The following is an 18106-nucleotide window of genomic DNA, read 5'->3' on the forward strand; positions in this document are numbered from 1 at the left end:
TATGGAATTTCTACTGGTACTGATCTTTCCGGTTGTAGCCTTTTTGGTGGTGGGGCTTTTGGGAAGGAGACTGGGAGACTTTCCTTCCGCCATCATAACCGTGCTGGCATCCTCTCTGTCCTTTCTGTTTTCCCTCTATGCCGCACTGCAGGCCATCAAAAACCCAGTGCATGTTCCCCTTTACACCTTCATCCTCCTACAGTCTAAACCCCTTGAGCTGGGCCTTCTCTTTGACACCCTTTCATCGGTGGTAGCCACACTGGTCACCTTCGTAGCCACCTTTATCTTCCTGTACTCGATAGGCTACATGAGGAACCTCTTCGGTCAGTGGACCTACAAGTTTTACGCTTACCTGTCCTTCTTCCTTTTCTCAATGCTTCTGATAGTTCTGTCTGACAATCTTCTTCTTCTCTTCTTTGGTTGGGAAGGTGTAGGACTAGCCTCTTACCTTCTGATAGGATACTTCCATGAGCAGAGGAAAGCCACCAACGCAGCGCTGGAAGCCTTTGTTATGAACAGAGTAGGGGACTGGCTGTTTCTTTTGGGGATTCTCATGAGCTTTATCACCTTTGGATCCATCCGTTATCAGGAGATGTGGGAGAAAGCCCACTTAGTAGACCCTCTCATGTTGTCTTGGGCATGTCTTTTACTCTTTGGTGGTGCGGTAGGCAAATCGGGGCAGGTACCTTTACACACCTGGCTACCCAACGCCATGGCAGGTCCGACACCCGTATCTGCACTACTCCACTCCTCCACCATGGTAGCTGCTGGGGTGTACATGGTAGCCAGACTACATCCGGTATTTGAAGCCAGTGACACAGCCTTGAAAGTCATCGTGGTAGTAGGGAGCGTAACCGCCCTTATGGCAGCGTTAGCTGCCACATCGCATACGGACATAAAGAAGATCATAGCCTTTTCCACCATGAGCCAGTTGGGGCTTATGTTCATAGCATTAGGACTGAAGGATAAGCTGGCGGGGAGTTTTCATCTGATGACCCATGCCTTTTTCAAGGCACTGTTATTTTTAGCAGCGGGATCGGTGATACACACCTTTCACCATAAGGTACACGACATATACGAAGTAGGGGGCTTAAGGAGCAAGATGCCTGTAACCTATCTAAGCTTTATGGTAGGGGCTTTAGCTTTAGCTGGTGTGTTTCCCTTTGCTGGCTTTTGGAGTAAGGAGTTGATTTTAGGGAGGGCGTACGAGGCTAGTTTTGGGATAGGTGTGTTGGTGAGTGTAGTGAGCGTGTTGACAGCCTATTACATATTCAGGGAAGGGTTTGTGATGTTTCACGGGGAGGAGAGGAAAGGAGGTGCCCACGAGAGTGAAGGGGTGATGATACTACCCATGGCGGTATTGATGTTAGGGTCTGTGTTTGCGGGTTTTGGTGTGTGGTGGTACGGTAGTCTCATGGGTAAGGAGGTACACATACACGGTGATACGGTGGTACTGTCGTTGGTGATAGCCCTTGTGGGTATAGGTGTGGCGTACAGTGTGTATGTGAAGAGGTGGTTGAGTGCAGAGGAGCTTTATAGGGTGCTCAGGCCCCTTCACACCACCTTCAGAGAGCAGTTCTTTACGGAAAGGTTCTACCACAAAACTTTAGCGGGAGGGTATATGCGGATATCTAAAGGACTTCACACAGTGTGGGAGAGGGTCCTTATAGACGGTTTTATAAATCTTCTGGCTTTGTTGTACGTAAAATTAGTTAGGTTCCTATGGATGAAACTGGACATAATGGTGGTAGACCTCTTGGTAAACGGAGTGGCGCGCTTTACCTTCAAGACGGGTAGGACCGTTAGAAACTTTCAGACAGGTCTGTTGAACCATTATGTGGCCTTCCTCCTTGCAGGTATGGTCTTTATCTTCGGTATCATCATAAAGTTCATGAGGTGAAGCATGGACTTGGTGAATCTTCTTATACCTACCAGTATGCTGTTGCCTCTCGTGGGAGCCTTCTTCATAATCTTTCTGCCCGAAAGGTACACCAAGGGGATGGCTGTTGTCCTCTCGTCACTCGTGTTCCTCCTGTCTTTAATGTCTATTCCCCTCTTTGATTTTAAGAAAGCCCAAACGATGCAGTTTTACTGGCACAGGCCTCTCTTGCCTGAGCTGGGAATTACCCTAAGTTTTGCCTTTGATGGGCTCTCTTATCTTATGTACCTACTCACCACCCTTGTCTCATTGGCTGCCATACTTTGGTCCTTGAGGGATCACCAAATCACTCATCGTCTCAAAGAGTACTATCTTTTCTTTCTCCTCACGGAGAGCCTCCTCGTAGGTGTCTTTGGTAGCTTGGATCTGATAGTTTTCTACGTTTTCTATGAGCTGACCTTGGTACCTATGTTCTTCGTCATAGGTGTCTGGGGTTATAAGCTGAGGCTTTACTCGGCTTACAAGTTCTTTATCTACATCTTTGTATCCTCTCTGTTTCTTCTGCTGGGTATAGTAACTGTAGCTGTAGAGCATTACAGACAGTTCGGTAAGTTCTCCTTCTTCTACTTTGATCTCATAAACAATCACTACCCATTAGGTTTAGAGATCTTTTTATTCGTCCTCTTTTTAATTGCCTTTGCGGTGAAAACTCCCGTAGTGCCTTTTCACACGTGGCTTCCCGATGCTCACGGTGAAGCACCCACCGCTGGTTCGGTAGTACTGGCGGCTCTCCTTCTCAAGATGGGGACATATGCTCTCCTTCGCTTTAACATAGGTCTCTTTCCGGAAGCCACCAAGTTTCTGATGCCCTTTATGGTACTGTGGGGCATAGCTAGTATTGTCTTTGCTTCTTGGTTTACTATAAGTCAGAACAACGTCAAGAGGTTCGTAGCCTATTCTTCAATAAGCCATATGGGGTTTGTGGTGGCTGGCATGTTTCTCCTCAACCAGCAAGGACTGAGAGCTAGCATAATGGAGATGTTTGCTCACGGTCTTACATCCTCCGCACTGTTTATGATGGCGGGGTTCATATACAACAGACTCCACAGCTTCAACATGGATGCCCTGAAGGGTAGTATAAAGTTTATGCCGGTCTTTGCTTTTCTGGTAGCTATAACAGCTTACTCTTCCATGGGTCTTCCCGGTGGTTCCTCCTTCTGGGGTAAGTTCCTAACGATCGCAGGTGCCCGTGAGTACAGCCTGTGGCTGGCTCTCTTTGTATTAGGTGGTGCCTTCTTCAGTGTCTTGTATATGCTTTATCTTCTCAAAACCCTCTATCTTGACACCAAGGAGGAGAGCAGACTGGTGCATTTTTCCGACATGAGGGGCTACAAACTCTTTGCTTTTCTCCTGGTAGTACTACCCACGCTACTGGTAGGTCTTACTCCTTTCCTCTTCTTTGCTTTCTTTGATCCTTACATAACGTCGCTGCTGTCCTACTTGTTCTTAAGGCCTGGAGGTGCTCCATGAACATGGTGGTAGAGTATCCTAACCTCTCCCTTCTTATACCGGAGATAGTGGTTTTGCTAACAGGATTTGCTCTTTTCACTTTGGATCTCATCTACAGGCGGCTTTCTCACTGGGTGGCCCTATGGTTGAGTCTCGTGGGTTATCTGATTGCTTTTCTGTATCTTCTTTTTAACATATCTGCCACGGGAAGTACCTTCTACGGGCTTTACGTGAGAGATCCCATGTCCTCTCTGTTCCAACTTGTTATGATAGGCCTCACCATGATGGTTCTTCCCTTCGCTCAGCAGTATTTAAAACACAGGGGATCTCTATACAGAGAGTTTTACTACTTTCTCGCCTTTGCCCTCGCCGGAGGTATGTTCTTAGTGTCCTCCTATAATCTGGTGGTGCTCTACGTAGCCTTGGAAGCGGTGTCCATAAGCTTCTACGTTATGACGGCCCTCCTGAAAGGAGACTTTCTATCCAAGGAAGGTGCCTTCAAATACCTGGTGTTGGGTGGTCTCAGTATAGCGCTAGCCTCTTACGGAGCAGCTTTTCTTTACCTGTACGGTGGTTCTCTGGATCTCAGGGAGGTGTTGGCGTTCCATCACAAAGATACCCGACTTTTGGTGGCTGGACTAGTCCTCTTACTGATGGGGTTTGCCATAAAGATAGGTGCCGTTCCCTTCCATTTTTGGCTACCTGATGCTTACCACGGTGCTCCTACTCCCGTCACCGCTTACATGGCTTCCGTGGGTAAGCTGGCCTTCTTTGCTCCCGTAGTGAGAATAATGCCTTTGGTGCAGGAACACTTTGCCAACACGTGGGTCATAACGGTGAGCATTATATCGGTTCTCACCATGCTCTACGGTAATCTTGTAGCTTTGGTGCAAAGAGACGTCAAGAGGATGCTGGCTTACTCTTCCATAGCTCACTCTGGGTACATAATGGCGGGTATAGCGGTAGCCCAGGTGATAGGTCTCAAGGCGGTCCTTTACTTCCTTGTGGCTTACGCTTTTATGGGAGTAGCAGGTTTTCTGGTCTTGGCGGTTTTGGAAAGATCACAGGAGTGGCGTGGGTATCTGGAGGAGTTTTCTGGTGTCAGGTTTCACATGCCTTGGCTCGCCTTTGCCTTCATGTTGGTGCTTCTGGCCCTTTTGGGTGTTCCTCCTACGGTGGGTTTTGTAGGAAAGGCTTTGGTGTTCCTGTCTTTATCCTATGAAAAACTCTGGTGGGTAGCCTTTGTGATGATAGTGGCTACAGGCATATCTACGGGTTACTATCTCAGACTGATAGCTCTTATGTTCATGAAGGAGCCTGTTAAAGGTGTAGAATTCCGGATTACTCCTGTGGAGAAGGTTCTACTGGTATTTTTGTCTGTGTTGGTTGTACTGTTGGGTGCTGTGCCTATATTTTTATGGAGCTTGGTGAGTCCTTCTGCCGAAATCCTTTTCAAGAGGTGAGAACATGGAGTACCTGGGTCTCGTCATACTGGCTTTGGTGATGTTGGTGATAGCCCTCGTCATGATAAGTCTTAACTACCTGTTTGGACCTAAAACACCTTCACCCCTGCAGGATTACCCTTACGAGTGCGGTGTCCCCCTCTACGACAAAACGGCCCAGTCCACCTTTCACCAAGGGTACTACCTTCTCGGACTTCTCTTGCTCCTGTTTGATATAGAAGCTGCCTTCCTCTTTCCGTGGACGGTGGTGTACAAACACTTGGGACTGTTCGGTTTCGTGGAGTTTCTCCTCTTCCTCCTCATCCTCACTTACGGTTTGCTTTACGCCTGGCGAAAGGGTGCCCTTGACTGGCAGTTTGAAGAAGAGTACATGTGAGGTGTAGCCATGCCGTGGGCAAAGGAAGAAGATTTCATTGATCTTATCCCAAGATACAGGGATGTAAAGGTACAGGCAAAATCCACCATAACGGAGATATGGGTACCATCGTCGCAACTTTTAGACCTTCTGAAGACCCTTAAGGAGGAGAAGGGTTATAAACTCTTCATAGATCATTCGGTGGTGGACTTTCCAGATCGTTCACCTCGTTTCATGGCCTTTTACATACTGTACAACGTACACGATAGGAAGAGGGTTGTGGTAAAAACCTGGACGGACGGAGTCCTTCCCAGTATAGAGAAGTTATGGTTTGCAGGTAAGTGGGCAGAGAGAGAGTGCTACGATATGTTCGGTATAAAGTACGAGGGACATGAGAACTTGGTGAGAGCTTTCATGTGGGAGACCTATCCCTACCATCCCCTGAGGAAAGACTTTCCCCTTGAGGGTTATGCCACGGAATACCTTCCGTCCCTCAACGAAGTTCTTTTGGGAGAAAACCTGCAGGGTCTTATGAACTACGATAGGATGCACACACCTGTGCCTACCTTAGAGGACCTAGAGATAACGGAGAAGAAGAGACTACAGAAGAAAGCTCAGTTAGTCCTCAACTGGGGACCCCTCCATCCTGGAACACACGGCACCATGTGGTTCCTCTTTGACCTAGAGGGGGAACGTGTGGTGCAGTGTGATGTTATCTTAGGTCAGTTACACAGGGGTGTAGAGAAGCTGGCCGAGAACGAAATGTACAACCAGTTTCTCGTTTACACCGACCGGATGGACTACATATCTGCTCTCTGTTCCAACCAAGCGTGGGTGGTGGCTGTGGAACGCCTGCTGGGCATAGAAGATCTCGTGCCTGAAAAGGCCAAGTACATAAGGACTATGATGTCGGAACTCCAAAGAATAAACTCCCACCTTCTTTGGTTAGGTACCTACGCACTGGACATCGGGGCTCTCACTATATTCTTGTATGCCTTTAAGGAAAGAGAGAAGATAATGGATATCATAGAGGGTATTACGGGTGCACGTCTCACCATAACGTACCCTCGCATAGGTGGTGTGCGCATGGACCTTCCCGAAGGAGCGCTAGAGGTGATTAAGGCTTTCATAAAGCGTCTCCCTTATGAACTGAGGGAGTGGGAGACGATCCTCAGCAGAAACAGAATATGGTTGAGAAGAAACAAAGACATAGGTGTGATAACGGAGGAGGATGTTTACTACTACGGTCTTACAGGTCCTGTGGCACGTGGTTCCGGCGTCCCCTACGATCTGCGAAAGCTAGAACCCTACGATGCTTACCCCTGGGTGGAATTTGATGTACCGGTGGGAGAGGTGGGAGACGTGTACGATAGGTATCTGGTGCGCCTCGAAGAGATGAGGCAGAGTGTAAGAATCATTGAGCAATGTGTCCAAAAGCTGGAAAAGATGCCTAAAGATGCACCCTTTTTTGCAGAGTCTCCGGATCCAAAGAAGCTGAAACTTACGCTGGACGGCATAGGTCTTAAGGTACCAGAAGGTGAGATATACTCCTCCGGTGAGAATCCTAGGGGAGAGCTGGGCTTTTACATCTACTCTACCGGAGGTGTAAAACCCTACAGGGTTAAGATAAGACCGGGCTCTATGTACAACCTGTGCGTGTATCCCAAGCTCATGAAAGACAGGGTGGTGGCAGATGCCGTGGCCATCTTGGCCAGTTTGGATCCGGTGGTGGGTGAGATAGACAGATGATAAAATACTGCAGGCCGGAGTGAGACATGGAGCTAGGTGTGAGCTTACTGGTGATAGCTATCAAGATTCTGGTAATACTGGGGGTAGTGTTGGGAGTGGGTGCATACCTTACGTGGGTGGAGAGAAAGGTGGCAGCTCACATTCAGCGAAGACCCGGTCCCATGGTGGTGGGATGGCATGGTCTCTTACAACCTCTGGCGGATGGGCTGAAACTTATAACCAAGGAGGATCTCTTTCCCAGATACGGTAACAAGTTCCTCTACAACTTAGCTATAGTCATGGCTTTGGTGCCAGCGGTGCTGGTGTTTGCGGTGGTACCTTTCGGTCCCCAGGTGGAGATACTGGGAGTTAAGGTAAAGCCTATACTGACAGATGTAAACGTGGGTCTTCTTTTGGTGTTCGCTCTTGGTTCTATGGCGGTGTACGCTATAGCGTTGGCAGGATGGGCTTCCAACTCCAAATACGCTCTTATAGGCTCCATGAGAAAGGCGGGTATCATCGTGTCCTACGAAGTGGTCATCACCTTCGCCGTCATGGGACCTGTCATACTGGCCGGGACTCTTTCCACCTACGATATTGTCCAAAAACAGATAGAGCAGGGGCTTTGGTACATATGGCTACAGCCTTTGGCTTTCGTGGTTTACCTGTTTGCCATGTTGGCAGAAACAGGAAGAGTCCCCTTTGATATTCAGGAGGCTGAGGCAGAACTGGTCACAGGTTTTACGGTAGAGTACGGTGGTATGAAGTTTGGCATATTCCCCTTGGTGGAATGGTACGTAGAAGTACTGTCTCTCTCAGCTATAGCGGTGGTACTCTTCTTGGGTGGTTGGTCTCCTATAAACATACCTTTTCTGGGATTCGTGGATCCTTTGTTTTTCTTGGGTCCCCTGTCTCCCTTTGTCTGGTTCATACTGAAGGTAACGTTGCTTTTCCTCTTTGTCCTTTGGCTTCACTGGACGCTCCCTCGCTACAGAATAGACCAGATCACGGAAACTGCCTGGAAGGTGATGCTTCCCATAACCTTCATCAACCTTGTGTTTACCGCAGTGATAGCACCTCTGGTGTGGAGGTAAAACATGATAAGGAAAGTTTTTGAGAAACCCCTTACGTGGCTGGAGAGGATCCTATTTCTGGACTTTATCAGAGGGCTTTCCATCACCATAAGGCACGCCTTTCGCCGTACCATAACAACACATTACCCTTATGAAAAGCTGACCCCTCCCAAGCGGTTCAGAGGTTTCTTTGGTCATAAGGTGGTGGACGGTAGAGAGCCACAACCTGCTTTTGACGAGTGGGTAGAACGCTTCAAGATAGAGGTGGTACCCGGCAGAAGTAGGTGCGTGGTTTGCTTGCTCTGTAAGAGGGCTTGTCCCGTTCCCCAACTCTTTGAGATAGAGGGTGAGAAACTGCCCAACGGGAAGAGAAGGGTCAGTGTGTTTAACATGAACATGATGCTGTGCACCTTCTGTGGTTTCTGTGTAGATGCGTGTCCTGTGGACTGTCTTTTCCAAAGTGATATTCACGAAACGGCATCTTACAGTAGGAAGGATGCTGTCTTAGATCTGGAGACTTTGGAAAGAATAGGTAGAGATTGGCAGAGAAGGAGAGAGAATGAACCAGACAGAATTTGGATAGACGATGAACAGAGAATGAAGTTGTGGTATGAGAACCAGTTAAAACTACCGGAGGTGAAGGAAAATTGATGCAGTGGGCGGCCTTCGGGGCCTTTTCTCTGTCTGCCCTGTTGTTTGGACTGGGTGTCGTTCTTCTCCCTAATCCCATATACGTTATCCTCTCCCTTTTGGCATCCCTCATCTCTATAGCAGGTGTGTTCTTCGTAGCCGGTGCAGAACTGGTAGGTGCCCTCCAGCTGCTCATATACGCTGTTGCCATAACGGTTTTCTATGTTTTTGTGCTTACTGCTGTTCCGTGGGAGAAGGCTCTAAAGAAAGACAGCCACTACAGGGTAGAAGGTGCTCTCACTTTTCCCCTTCTACTGCTCCTTTACGGACAGGTTATCGTCACCTTCCTTTTGGGTGTTTCTGTTTCTCCCAAAGGGGAGATAAGGAATATTCTGAAGGATCTTACCAACACGGAGGCGGTGGGTGTTATCCTGTTCAGTAAGTACTTCTTAGCCTTTGAGCTAGTTTCTTTGGTTCTACTAATAGGTATGCTGGGAGCCATATTGATAGGAAGAAAGGAGGAGAGAGTCTATGAGAACGATTCCCCTTGAGGCCTATTTGATACTCTCCTTTCTGCTTTTTGGGCTCGGGCTTTTGGGAATGATAGCGAGGCGTAATCTGGTTACCGTCCTCATGAGTATGGAGTTGGCCCTCAACGCCGTCAATGTGGCTCTCGTGGGTGCAGATGTGCATCTGGGTATGGTGGAAGGACAGATATTTGCTCTCTTCATAATAGCTCTTGCTGCAGCTGAAGCTGCGGTGGGGCTTGGTATAATAATAGCCATCTTTCGACTCAGGAAGGTGGAGTCCACCGATGAGATAACAGACATGAGGGGATGATGATGGAATTCCTACTGGTACTGATCTTTCCGGTTGTAGCCTTTTTGGTGGTGGGGCTTTTGGGAAGGAGACTGGGAGACTTTCCTTCCGCCATCATCACCGTACTGGCATCCTCTCTGTCCTTTCTGTTTTCCCTCTATGCCGCACTGCAGGCCATCAAAAACCCAGTGCATGTTCCCCTTTACACCTTCATCCTCCTACAGTCTAAACCCCTTGAGCTGGGCCTTCTCTTTGACACCCTTTCATCGGTGGTAGCCACACTGGTCACCTTCGTAGCCACCTTTATCTTCCTGTACTCGATAGGCTACATGAGGAACCTCTTCGGTCAGTGGACCTACAAGTTTTACGCTTACCTGTCCTTCTTCCTTTTCTCAATGCTTCTGATAGTTCTGTCTGACAATCTTCTTCTTCTCTTCTTTGGTTGGGAAGGTGTAGGACTAGCCTCTTACCTTCTGATAGGATACTTCCATGAGCAGAGGAAAGCCACCAACGCAGCGCTGGAAGCCTTTGTTATGAACAGAGTAGGGGACTGGCTGTTTCTTTTGGGGATTCTCATGAGCTTTATCACCTTTGGATCCATCCGTTATCAGGAGATGTGGGAGAAAGCCCACTTAGTAGACCCTCTCATGTTGTCTTGGGCATGTCTTTTACTCTTTGGTGGTGCGGTAGGCAAATCGGGGCAGGTACCTTTACACACCTGGCTACCCAACGCCATGGCAGGTCCGACACCCGTATCTGCACTACTCCACTCCTCCACCATGGTAGCTGCTGGGGTGTACATGGTAGCCAGACTACATCCGGTATTTGAAGCCAGTGACACAGCTCTGAAGGTCATTGTATTGGTAGGGAGCGTAACCGCCCTTATGGCAGCATTAGCTGCCACATCCCATACGGACATAAAGAAGATCATAGCCTTTTCCACCATGAGCCAGTTGGGGCTCATGTTCATAGCATTAGGACTGAAGGATAAGCTGGCGGGGAGTTTTCATCTGATAACCCATGCCTTTTTCAAGGCACTGTTATTTTTAGCAGCAGGATCGGTGATACACACCTTTCACCATAAGGTACACGACATATACGAAGTAGGGGGCTTAAGGAATAAGATGCCTGTAACCTATCTAAGCTTTATGGTAGGGGCTTTAGCATTAGCTGGTGTGTTTCCCTTTGCTGGCTTTTGGAGTAAGGAGTTGATTTTAGGGAGGGCGTACGAGGCTAGTTTTGGCATAGGTGTGTTGGTGAGTGTAGTGAGCGTGTTGACAGCCTATTACATATTCAGGGAAGGGTTTGTGATGTTTCACGGGGAGGAGAGGAAAGGAGGTGCGCACGAGAGTGAAGGGGTGATGATACTACCCATGGCGGTATTGATGTTAGGGTCTGTGTTTGCGGGTTTTGGTGTGTGGTGGTACGGTAGTCTCATGGGTAAGGAGGTACACATACACGGTGATACGGTGGTACTGTCGTTGGTGATAGCCCTTGTGGGTATAGGTGTGGCGTATGGTGTGTATGTGAGAAGGTGGTTGAGTGCAGAGGAGCTTTATAGGGTGCTCAGGCCACTTCACACCACCTTCAGAGAGCAGTTCTTTACGGAAAGGTTCTACCACAAAACTTTAGCGGGAGGATATCTTCTGTGGTCCAAGGTAATGCACCAAACAGTGGAAACCCTCCTGATAGACGGTGTTGTGAACGGTTTTTACCCTCTGTTTAGGTCTGTGGGAGGTGTTATAAATCTCCTTCAGAGAGGTAAGCTGAACATGTATGTTTTGGGAATATATGCAGGGCTTGCCCTCTTAGTTCTCATAACGATACTGTGGAGGTGAAGAATGGGAGAGTTACTGGCGCTGAGCATATTTCTTCCCCTTATAACCGCCGGTCTTATAGCCATCGTTAGGAAAGAAACCTTCTCTAAAGTTATCTCCGTGATAACCAGTTTGGTGGTTTTTGTTCTCAGTTTGATTCTTTTGGCTAACTTTAGGTGGGAGGAACACCAGTTTCAACACACCCTCAGACTAAACTGGATAGAACCTCTGGGTATCTCCTTCCACATAGGTCTGGACGGTATGGGAATATCTCTTGTAGTGCTCACTGCTCTGATGTTTGTGGTGGTAACTGTTTGGTCTTTAAAGGTAGAAGACAGACCTAACCTTTACTATGCTCTCTTCATGCTTTTGGAAACAGCGTGTATAGGTGTGTTCTCTGCACTGGATCTTTTCCTCTTCTACCTCTTCTGGGAAGGCATGCTGATACCCATGTACTTCATAATAGGTCTGTGGGGACACGACAGAAAAGTATACGCCGCCAACAAGTTTTTCATATACACCTTCTTCGGCAGCATATTTCTGCTTTTGGGTATAGCCAGTGTGGTGGTGTACACCTATCACATAACGGGTCAAATGACCTTTGATTACCTCTTCCTTTCGCAAGTCCAGTATCCCCATTGGTTACAGATGATCGCTTTTCTACTGTGGGGTATAGGTTTTGCCGTTAAGGTACCTATGTGGCCTGTTCATACATGGCTGCCAGATGCTCACGTAGAGGCTCCCACTGCAGGCTCCGTCATACTGGCCGCTGTTCTTCTTAAGATGGGGACATTTGGCTTTGTGAGGTACTCCTTGCCTATGTTCCCAGAAGCCAGTAAGGAGTTCATGCCTCTGGTGTTTTTCCTCAGTGTGGTGGCCATAATCTACGCAGCCATGATGGCCATAGCTCAGACCCATATTAAGAAACTGATAGCCTACTCCTCCATAAGCCATATGGGCATGGTGACCTTGGGCACCTTTGCCGGGAACATGGATGCTCTCAACGGTGCTATATACATGATGGTGGCTCACGGTTTAGCCTCTGCAGGACTCTTTATGGCTGCTGGTTTCATTTACGACCGTGTACACTCCTACCATATGGATGATCTGGGCGGACTGGCCCGTTACATACCCAACTTGGCGGTTGTGTTTATGTTGGTGGGACTGGTTAGTATAGGCTTCCCTGGTTTGGCAGGCTTTGTGGCTGAGTTTCTCATCCTATTTGGAACTTTCCAGAAGTATCCTCTGTGGGCGGCTCTTGCAGGTACAGGTATGATACTGGGTGCTGCCTACTTCCTTTACCTCTACAAGAGGACGATGCTGGAGGAGGAAACTATATCCGAGTACAGGAGGGAAAAATGGTCTCACCTTAGGGATCTTGAGCTCCACCACTGGGTAGGATTCTTGATAGTGATAGCTTCCTCCTTACTTTTAGGTCTTTATCCTCTACCTTTCGTAAAGCTCATGGAACAAACCTCTAGGATGATTTTGGGGAGTTAAAGATGAAATGGGACGTTTTTCTACCAGACCTGATTTTGATACTGGGTATACTGGTGATCTTTGTTCTGGAACTTTTCTTAGGGAAAAGGCACTTTAAGTTTCTAACCCTGTTGGGTGCTACAGTACCCGTTTTGTCCTTTTTCTCCCTATTCTGGGTGCCTGTGAACGTTCCTATCTTTATGGAATCCTATAGTGTCAGTTCGGTAAGTTTGGTAGGTAAGGCTGTAATTTACCTACTAACATCTTTGGCTCTGTTTGCTTCTTACGACTATTTCCTCAGGAAAACATCTCCATACGGTGAGCTGGTGTATCTGATGCTTTCCGCCACCTTGGGGCTGTCTCTTCTCCTTTCCTCTTCTACCTTGCCTGTTTTGTTCCTGTCTCTTGAGCTGGCCTCTATAAGCATGTACATAATGGTGGCGCTCCTGAAGGGAGATTATCTGTCCAAGGAGGCCTCTTTTAAGTATCTCGTCATAGGATCCATAGGAACGGCCAGCTTCGGTATGGGTAGCGTCTTCTATTATGGTGCCACCGGCAGTATGCGTATCACCGTGCCCGTCTCTGAAAACTCCTTGGTTCTCTTGGCTGTCTTACTTCTACTCTCCGCCTTGGCTCTCAAGGTATCCGCTGTCCCTTTCCATTTTTGGACTCCCGACGCTTACGAAGGTGCGCCTGCTCCCGTTACAGGCTACCTTTCTACTGTTCCTAAAGTGGCCCTTTATTTCCTTCTGGTACAGCTGGCAACGCATCTTTCCCATGTGAAGGTATGGATGGTGATGGTTTCGGTGATAGCCCTTCTGTCTATGTTTTACGCCAACCTGGTGGCCTATGTTCAAAAATCGGTGAAGAGGCTTTTGGCCTATTCATCGGTGGCTCACGCAGGCTACTTTTTGATGGGGGTGGTTCTATCCGACAAGATCCTCGCCTCTGCGCTTCTCTTTTATGCATCCGTATATGCCTTTGCCACATTGGGTGCCTTTGTGGTGCTGAGTGTTTTGGAGAAGAAGGAAGGTTTTTCTCACCATGTAGCGGACTTCAACGGTCTTTGGCGGGAAAAGCCTGTGCTGGCTTCCCTGTTAGCCCTCTTCCTGTTTGCTCTTATAGGAATACCTCCTATGGCTCTCTTTGTGGGTAAGCTGGCCCTCTTTATGGGTCTGTGGGGTAAAGGTTTTTCACTGTTGGCTTTAGCCTTTGCCGTGGCCAGCGTAATATCTGCCGGTTATTACCTGAGGGTGATAGTGCATATGTTTATGGAAGAGGGGGGTAGGAAGAGTCTGCCTCACGTATCGGCAGGAGAAGCTTTCACCTTACTGGTGTGCGGTCTTTCGGTACTGTACTTGGGTCTTTTCCCTCAAACTTTATTTAGTTTCATACAGAGAGCCTTATGGTGATAAAGGTAATCCCAGTAGGTCTTCTCTCCGTCAACTGTAGTTTGCTGGTGGATGAAGAGAGTGGTGAGGTGTTACTGGTGGATCCCGGAGCTGAGTCCCATCTCTTGATGAGAGAGCTGGAAGGATTAAAACCTGTTGGTATCGTAGCTACCCACGGTCACATTGATCACGTGGGGCAAGTGAAAACCCTCAAGGAGCTTCTGGATGTACCCTTCTACATGCACCCTCTGGATATCCCCCTTTCCAACGATCCCATCTGGCCAGGATTTGATAAACAGATAGGTGCACAGCTTCCTTGTCCACCACCTGATGTGTACTTAGAAGATGGAATGAGGATAAAACTGGGAAAGAAAACCCTACGGGTTCTTCACACTCCAGGACATACACCTGGTCTCTGTTGTCTTTACGCGGAGGAAGAAGGTGTCCTTATAGCGGGGGATCTTCTCTTCAAAGGTTCCGTAGGGAGGTGGGACCTACCGGGAGGCGATCTTAATGCTCTCAGAAGGTCCCTACGTAGGGTTCTGGAAGAACTTCCTGATGATACTCTGGTGGTTTGCGGGCACTACGACGAGACTACTCTAGGTCACGAAAAGGTGTTCAACCCTTTGCTGCGTCAGATCCTCTCACAATGACAACCTGGGCTCTTTCCACCAACTCACTCTTGTGGATATCTTCCTCCTTCTCCACCAAAGCTACCACCATTCCTCTCCTGAGGAGTCTGCTGGTTAACCTTCTCTCCACATTCCTATCCTTTACTACTATCACCTTTCTCATGGAGTATCAATATATCTGTAAATGGTTAAGAAAATGTTAAAATACCCATCATGGAGCTCATTTTTGAGAAATCTTCGCCTGGTAGAAGGGGTTATCACCTGCCCCCTCTGGATGTCCCGGAGGTAGATCTAAAGGGGTATCTGGGGGAGTTTTACAGAGAAGATCTTCCTCTGCCGGAAGTTTCTCAGCTGGATGTGGTAAGACATTACACAAAACTCTCCCAGCTCAACTACGCTATAGATACCACCATGGTACCCCTTGGCTCTTGCACCATGAAGTACAATCCTCGTATTAACGAAGAGCTGGTACAGATGGAAGGTTTCAGAGACGTGCATCCCATGGCTCCGGAAGAAACGGTACAAGGGACTCTCCAACTTCTGTATCAGCTCAAGGAACTTCTTAAAGAACTGGGTGGCTTCGCCGATGTCAGTCTACAACCTGCCGCAGGCGCACAAGGTGAGTTTCTGGGACTCCTCATGATACTGGCCTACCACAGAGATAGAGGGAACCACCACAAGAGAAAGGTACTGGTGCCTGACACAGCCCACGGTACGAACCCGGCCTCTGCGGCTATATGCGGTTTTGAGGTGGTTACCGTTAAAAGCAACAAAGATGGAGAGTTAGACTGGGACGATTTTAAAAGTAAACTGAGGGATGACGTGGCTTGTTTGATGCTCACCAACCCTAACACCCTTGGTATCTTTGAGAGAAGGATAAAACAGATAGCAGATGCTCTCCACAGTATGGATGCCCTCCTTTATATGGACGGTGCCAACTTCAACGCTCTCGTAGGAGTGGCAAAACCGGGAGATTGGGGAGTGGATGTTATGCATTTCAATCTTCACAAAACTTTTTCCACACCTCACGGTGGAGGTGGTCCAGGAGGTGGTGCTGTAGGTGTGTCGGAAAAGCTCCGGCCCTACTTACCGGTACCTCAGGTGGAGTTCGATGGAGAGCGTTACTACCTTAACTGGAACATCCCTAAATCTGTAGGTAAGGTTCTGGCCTTTTACGGTCACACCGCCGTGTCTCTGAGAGCCCTCGCCTACATCCTCTCCTACGGTAACAACATTGATCTGGTGGCCAAGTATGCTGTTCTCAATGCTCGTTATCTTCATCACCTGATAAAGGATCTTTTTGTAGATCCTTACCCTCACGTTCCCCGTATGCACGAGATGGTTCTTTCGGCCGCCAACCTAAACAAGTACGGTGTGGGAGCCATGGATGTGGCAAAAGCTCTCCTTGATATGGGCTTTTACGCACCTACCGTGTACTTTCCTCTAACGGTAAAGGAAGCTCTCATGATAGAGCCTACGGAGACAGAGAGCCCTCAGACTTTGGAAGCTTTCGCCGAAGCTTTAAGAAGTATAGTGAGAACAGCAAAGGAGAACCCGGATGCTCTGAAGGAGGCACCAAAGAGAACACCCGTACGCAGGATAAAGGAGGCGGAGGCCAACAGAAGGCCTGTTCTCAGAGCCTCATAGGCATCACAAGACAGAGATAGGGATCCTTTTCAGGATCCTCACTCTCCATCAGTACAGGGCTGTCAGGATCCACAGCCTTCAGAATAACCCTTCTCACGTCAAAACTGTCCAAAGCTTCCAGGAGATATTTGCCGTTAAAACCTATCTCCACAGGTTCGCCTTCCAGCTCCACCTCCACCTCATCTCTCCCTTCGCCAAACTCGGGCTCCGTTATCTCCAAAACCGCCAAGTTCTCCATAAAGCTTATCTTTACGGGAAAGGCAGAGCTTTCCGCTATAGCAGAAAGCCTCTTTATACTAGCTATCAAAGAATCTCTGTCTACCACCACCTGCGTCTGAAAGTCTTGGGGTATGACGGACAGATAGTCAGGATACTCGCCTTCCAGCAACCTCACCGAAAGGGTCCAGTTCTCTCCCTTCACATGAGCAAAGTTCTCATCTTTGAAGATGGAAACACCTCCCACCGTCTCCTTCAGAAAGCCTTCCAGTACCTTAAGGCTCTTGCGGGGTAGTATGACAGACACGTCCGCGTCGGAATAAGTCCAGAAAAGAGCCAATCTGTGGCCGTCGGATCCCACGAAGTGTATCTTATCCTCTACCCGGTGTAGGTAAAGGCCTTGAAGTGCGTACCTACTGTCTTCCTTGGATATGGCATACTCTGTCTTATCTATCGCTTTCAATAAGGTGCTGGCGTTTATCTGAGCAGCAGAACCTGAAATCTCAGGAAACTCAGGAAACTCCTCAGGATCAGCCACCGCCAGTTTAAAGGTGGATCTTCCACCACTCACCACCAGTTTGTCTTCCCGAAGATGTAGGTAAACCTCTGCTGAAGTAAGGCTTCTTATCACTTCAGTGAACTTCTTGGCGTTAACGGCCAGAGTGCCTTCTTCCTCCACCCTTGCGGGCAAGTGTAGGAAGAGGAAGTTCTCCAGGTCTGTGGCATAAACAGCCAGATGGCCATCCTCGGCCTTTATCTTGAAGTTGTTGAGCACCGGAAGCGCAGACTTCTTTTCGGTAGCTGCCTGGGCTTTTTTCAGAACTTCCGCCAGCTCCTCCCTGTCCACGTATAATCTCATGTTTCTTTATTATACAGCACACTGAGCACTTCAGTTTTCACTTCTTCAAAAACCTCCTCAAAAGATCTAGAAGCATCCACTATCTTTATGCGTTCCTTTTCCTGATGGGCGAGCAGAATGTAAGCGTCCCTCACTTTCCTCAGATATTCCTCTCTTTCGAACCTACTGCGGTCCGAAAGTCTACTGAGGGCTACGTGCAGTGGGACGTTCAGAAGAAGAGTAAGGTTAGGTTTTATACCTCTTGTGGCTATATGGTTGAGGATACTGACGGTTCCAAGGTTTATCTCCCTTCCGTAACCTTGATACGCTACGGTGGAGTCTATGAATCTGTCCAGGATCACTATCTTACCCTCGCTGAGGGCGGGAAGGATCTTTTCCCACGTGAGGCTGGATCTTGCGGCCTCAAAGAGAAGCAACTCTGTGATGGGATCCATCTCGTACTTGAAAAGTAATGAGCGTATTTCCTCTGCCAAAGGTGTGTCCCCCGGGTCCTTGAAGAGAACAGCTGGATAACCTTCCTTCTGAAGGAAGTCTACGAGAGCATGGGCAACGGTGGTCTTTCCGGATCCATCTATACCCTCTATGCTTATGAGCACAGTTGGGGATATT

The 18106-nt window shown here is 48.3% G+C and carries 17 protein-coding genes; 14 read left to right on the top strand and 3 right to left on the bottom strand.

Annotated features, from left to right (window positions below):
- Position 1 precedes the first annotated feature (1 nt).
- Genes nuoL (THAL_RS06160) through THAL_RS06220 form a run of 13 tightly spaced genes read left to right on the top strand, consistent with a single transcriptional unit; the run spans position 2 to position 14796 of the window.
- On the top strand, positions 2-1900 hold the full coding sequence (gene nuoL, locus THAL_RS06160) for an NADH-quinone oxidoreductase subunit L (protein WP_012992246.1): 1899 nt from the start codon (positions 2-4) through the stop codon (positions 1898-1900).
- A gap of 3 nt (positions 1901-1903) precedes the next feature.
- Complete coding sequence (locus tag THAL_RS06165) at positions 1904-3409, top strand: complex I subunit 4 family protein (RefSeq protein ID WP_012992247.1); 1506 nt, start codon at positions 1904-1906, stop codon at positions 3407-3409.
- On the top strand, positions 3406-4851 hold the full coding sequence (locus THAL_RS06170) for an NADH-quinone oxidoreductase subunit N (protein WP_012992248.1): 1446 nt from the start codon (positions 3406-3408) through the stop codon (positions 4849-4851). Before THAL_RS06165 ends, THAL_RS06170 begins: the two co-directional genes overlap by 4 nt.
- Positions 4852-4855: 4 nt before the next feature.
- A complete protein-coding gene (locus tag THAL_RS06175) occupies positions 4856-5227 on the top strand; it encodes an NADH-quinone oxidoreductase subunit A (RefSeq protein WP_012992249.1) in 372 nt (123 codons plus the stop codon).
- Between the two features lie 9 nt (positions 5228-5236).
- The gene (locus THAL_RS06180) at positions 5237-6955 is read left to right on the top strand and encodes an NADH-quinone oxidoreductase subunit D (protein ID WP_012992250.1); all 1719 of its coding nucleotides are present in this window, start codon (positions 5237-5239) and stop codon (positions 6953-6955) included.
- Between the two features lie 26 nt (positions 6956-6981).
- Positions 6982-8028 carry an NADH-quinone oxidoreductase subunit NuoH gene (gene nuoH, locus THAL_RS06185; RefSeq protein ID WP_012992251.1) on the top strand — a complete coding sequence of 349 codons (1047 nt, stop codon included), beginning with the start codon at positions 6982-6984 and terminating at the stop codon, positions 8026-8028.
- 3 nt (positions 8029-8031) lie between these two features.
- Complete coding sequence (locus tag THAL_RS06190) at positions 8032-8658, top strand: NuoI/complex I 23 kDa subunit family protein (protein WP_012992252.1); 627 nt, start codon at positions 8032-8034, stop codon at positions 8656-8658.
- A complete protein-coding gene (locus THAL_RS06195; RefSeq protein ID WP_012992253.1) occupies positions 8658-9188 on the top strand; it encodes an NADH-quinone oxidoreductase subunit J family protein in 531 nt (176 codons plus the stop codon). Before THAL_RS06190 ends, THAL_RS06195 begins: the two co-directional genes overlap by 1 nt.
- On the top strand, positions 9169-9477 hold the full coding sequence (gene nuoK, locus THAL_RS06200; RefSeq protein WP_012992254.1) for an NADH-quinone oxidoreductase subunit NuoK: 309 nt from the start codon (positions 9169-9171) through the stop codon (positions 9475-9477). The genes THAL_RS06195 and nuoK overlap by 20 nt, the downstream gene beginning before the upstream one ends.
- A gap of 2 nt (positions 9478-9479) precedes the next feature.
- Entirely contained in the window at positions 9480-11294 is a 1815-nt protein-coding gene (gene nuoL, locus THAL_RS06205) for an NADH-quinone oxidoreductase subunit L (protein ID WP_041434245.1), read from the top strand.
- A gap of 3 nt (positions 11295-11297) precedes the next feature.
- Positions 11298-12773: a complex I subunit 4 family protein gene (locus tag THAL_RS06210; RefSeq protein ID WP_012992256.1), complete on the top strand. Its 1476-nt coding sequence runs from the start codon at positions 11298-11300 to the stop codon at positions 12771-12773.
- A 2-nt stretch (positions 12774-12775) separates the two neighbouring features.
- Positions 12776-14164, top strand: a complete 1389-nt coding sequence (locus THAL_RS06215; RefSeq protein ID WP_012992257.1) for an NADH-quinone oxidoreductase subunit N — start codon at positions 12776-12778, stop codon at positions 14162-14164.
- Positions 14158-14796 carry an MBL fold metallo-hydrolase gene (locus THAL_RS06220; RefSeq protein WP_012992258.1) on the top strand — a complete coding sequence of 213 codons (639 nt, stop codon included), beginning with the start codon at positions 14158-14160 and terminating at the stop codon, positions 14794-14796. The genes THAL_RS06215 and THAL_RS06220 overlap by 7 nt, the downstream gene beginning before the upstream one ends.
- On the opposite strand, the gene THAL_RS08415 is transcribed toward THAL_RS06220, so the two are convergent.
- Positions 14762-14938: a hypothetical protein gene (locus THAL_RS08415; protein ID WP_012992259.1), complete on the bottom strand. Its 177-nt coding sequence runs from the start codon at positions 14936-14938 to the stop codon at positions 14762-14764. The genes THAL_RS06220 and THAL_RS08415 overlap by 35 nt on opposite strands.
- 50 nt (positions 14939-14988) lie before the next feature.
- On the opposite strand from THAL_RS08415, the gene gcvPB reads away from it, so the two are divergent.
- Positions 14989-16422, top strand: a complete 1434-nt coding sequence (gcvPB, locus tag THAL_RS06225) for an aminomethyl-transferring glycine dehydrogenase subunit GcvPB (protein ID WP_012992260.1) — start codon at positions 14989-14991, stop codon at positions 16420-16422.
- Here the strand turns inward: gcvPB and dnaN are convergent.
- Positions 16409-17497, bottom strand: a complete 1089-nt coding sequence (dnaN, locus tag THAL_RS06230) for a DNA polymerase III subunit beta (RefSeq protein ID WP_012992261.1) — start codon at positions 17495-17497, stop codon at positions 16409-16411. The two genes, gcvPB and dnaN, sit on opposite strands and share 14 nt — an antisense overlap.
- Positions 17494-18093 (bottom strand): dTMP kinase, encoded by a 600-nt coding sequence (gene tmk / locus THAL_RS06235; protein WP_012992262.1) that lies wholly within the window; start codon positions 18091-18093, stop codon positions 17494-17496. Before tmk ends, dnaN begins: the two co-directional genes overlap by 4 nt.
- Between the last annotated feature and the right edge of the window lie 13 nt (positions 18094-18106).

Origin of the sequence: Thermocrinis albus DSM 14484, from assembly GCF_000025605.1 — a bacterium.
Taxonomy (GTDB): domain Bacteria; phylum Aquificota; class Aquificia; order Aquificales; family Aquificaceae; genus Thermocrinis; species Thermocrinis albus.

What these genes read in the sequence shown, in the direction of transcription:
- nuoL (WP_012992246.1), top strand. Translation starts at nt 2, where the DNA reads ATGGAATTTCTACTGGTACTGATCTTTCCGGTTGTAGCCTTTTTGGTG.
- THAL_RS06165 (WP_012992247.1), top strand. Translation starts at nt 1,904, where the DNA reads ATGGACTTGGTGAATCTTCTTATACCTACCAGTATGCTGTTGCCTCTC.
- THAL_RS06170 (WP_012992248.1), top strand. Translation starts at nt 3,406, where the DNA reads ATGAACATGGTGGTAGAGTATCCTAACCTCTCCCTTCTTATACCGGAG.
- THAL_RS06175 (WP_012992249.1), top strand. Translation starts at nt 4,856, where the DNA reads ATGGAGTACCTGGGTCTCGTCATACTGGCTTTGGTGATGTTGGTGATA.
- THAL_RS06180 (WP_012992250.1), top strand. Translation starts at nt 5,237, where the DNA reads ATGCCGTGGGCAAAGGAAGAAGATTTCATTGATCTTATCCCAAGATAC.
- nuoH (WP_012992251.1), top strand. Translation starts at nt 6,982, where the DNA reads ATGGAGCTAGGTGTGAGCTTACTGGTGATAGCTATCAAGATTCTGGTA.
- THAL_RS06190 (WP_012992252.1), top strand. Translation starts at nt 8,032, where the DNA reads ATGATAAGGAAAGTTTTTGAGAAACCCCTTACGTGGCTGGAGAGGATC.
- THAL_RS06195 (WP_012992253.1), top strand. Translation starts at nt 8,658, where the DNA reads ATGCAGTGGGCGGCCTTCGGGGCCTTTTCTCTGTCTGCCCTGTTGTTT.
- nuoK (WP_012992254.1), top strand. Translation starts at nt 9,169, where the DNA reads ATGAGAACGATTCCCCTTGAGGCCTATTTGATACTCTCCTTTCTGCTT.
- nuoL (WP_041434245.1), top strand. Translation starts at nt 9,480, where the DNA reads ATGGAATTCCTACTGGTACTGATCTTTCCGGTTGTAGCCTTTTTGGTG.
- THAL_RS06210 (WP_012992256.1), top strand. Translation starts at nt 11,298, where the DNA reads ATGGGAGAGTTACTGGCGCTGAGCATATTTCTTCCCCTTATAACCGCC.
- THAL_RS06215 (WP_012992257.1), top strand. Translation starts at nt 12,776, where the DNA reads ATGAAATGGGACGTTTTTCTACCAGACCTGATTTTGATACTGGGTATA.
- THAL_RS06220 (WP_012992258.1), top strand. Translation starts at nt 14,158, where the DNA reads ATGGTGATAAAGGTAATCCCAGTAGGTCTTCTCTCCGTCAACTGTAGT.
- THAL_RS08415 (WP_012992259.1), bottom strand. Translation starts at nt 14,938, where the DNA reads ATGAGAAAGGTGATAGTAGTAAAGGATAGGAATGTGGAGAGAAGGTTA.
- gcvPB (WP_012992260.1), top strand. Translation starts at nt 14,989, where the DNA reads ATGGAGCTCATTTTTGAGAAATCTTCGCCTGGTAGAAGGGGTTATCAC.
- dnaN (WP_012992261.1), bottom strand. Translation starts at nt 17,497, where the DNA reads ATGAGATTATACGTGGACAGGGAGGAGCTGGCGGAAGTTCTGAAAAAA.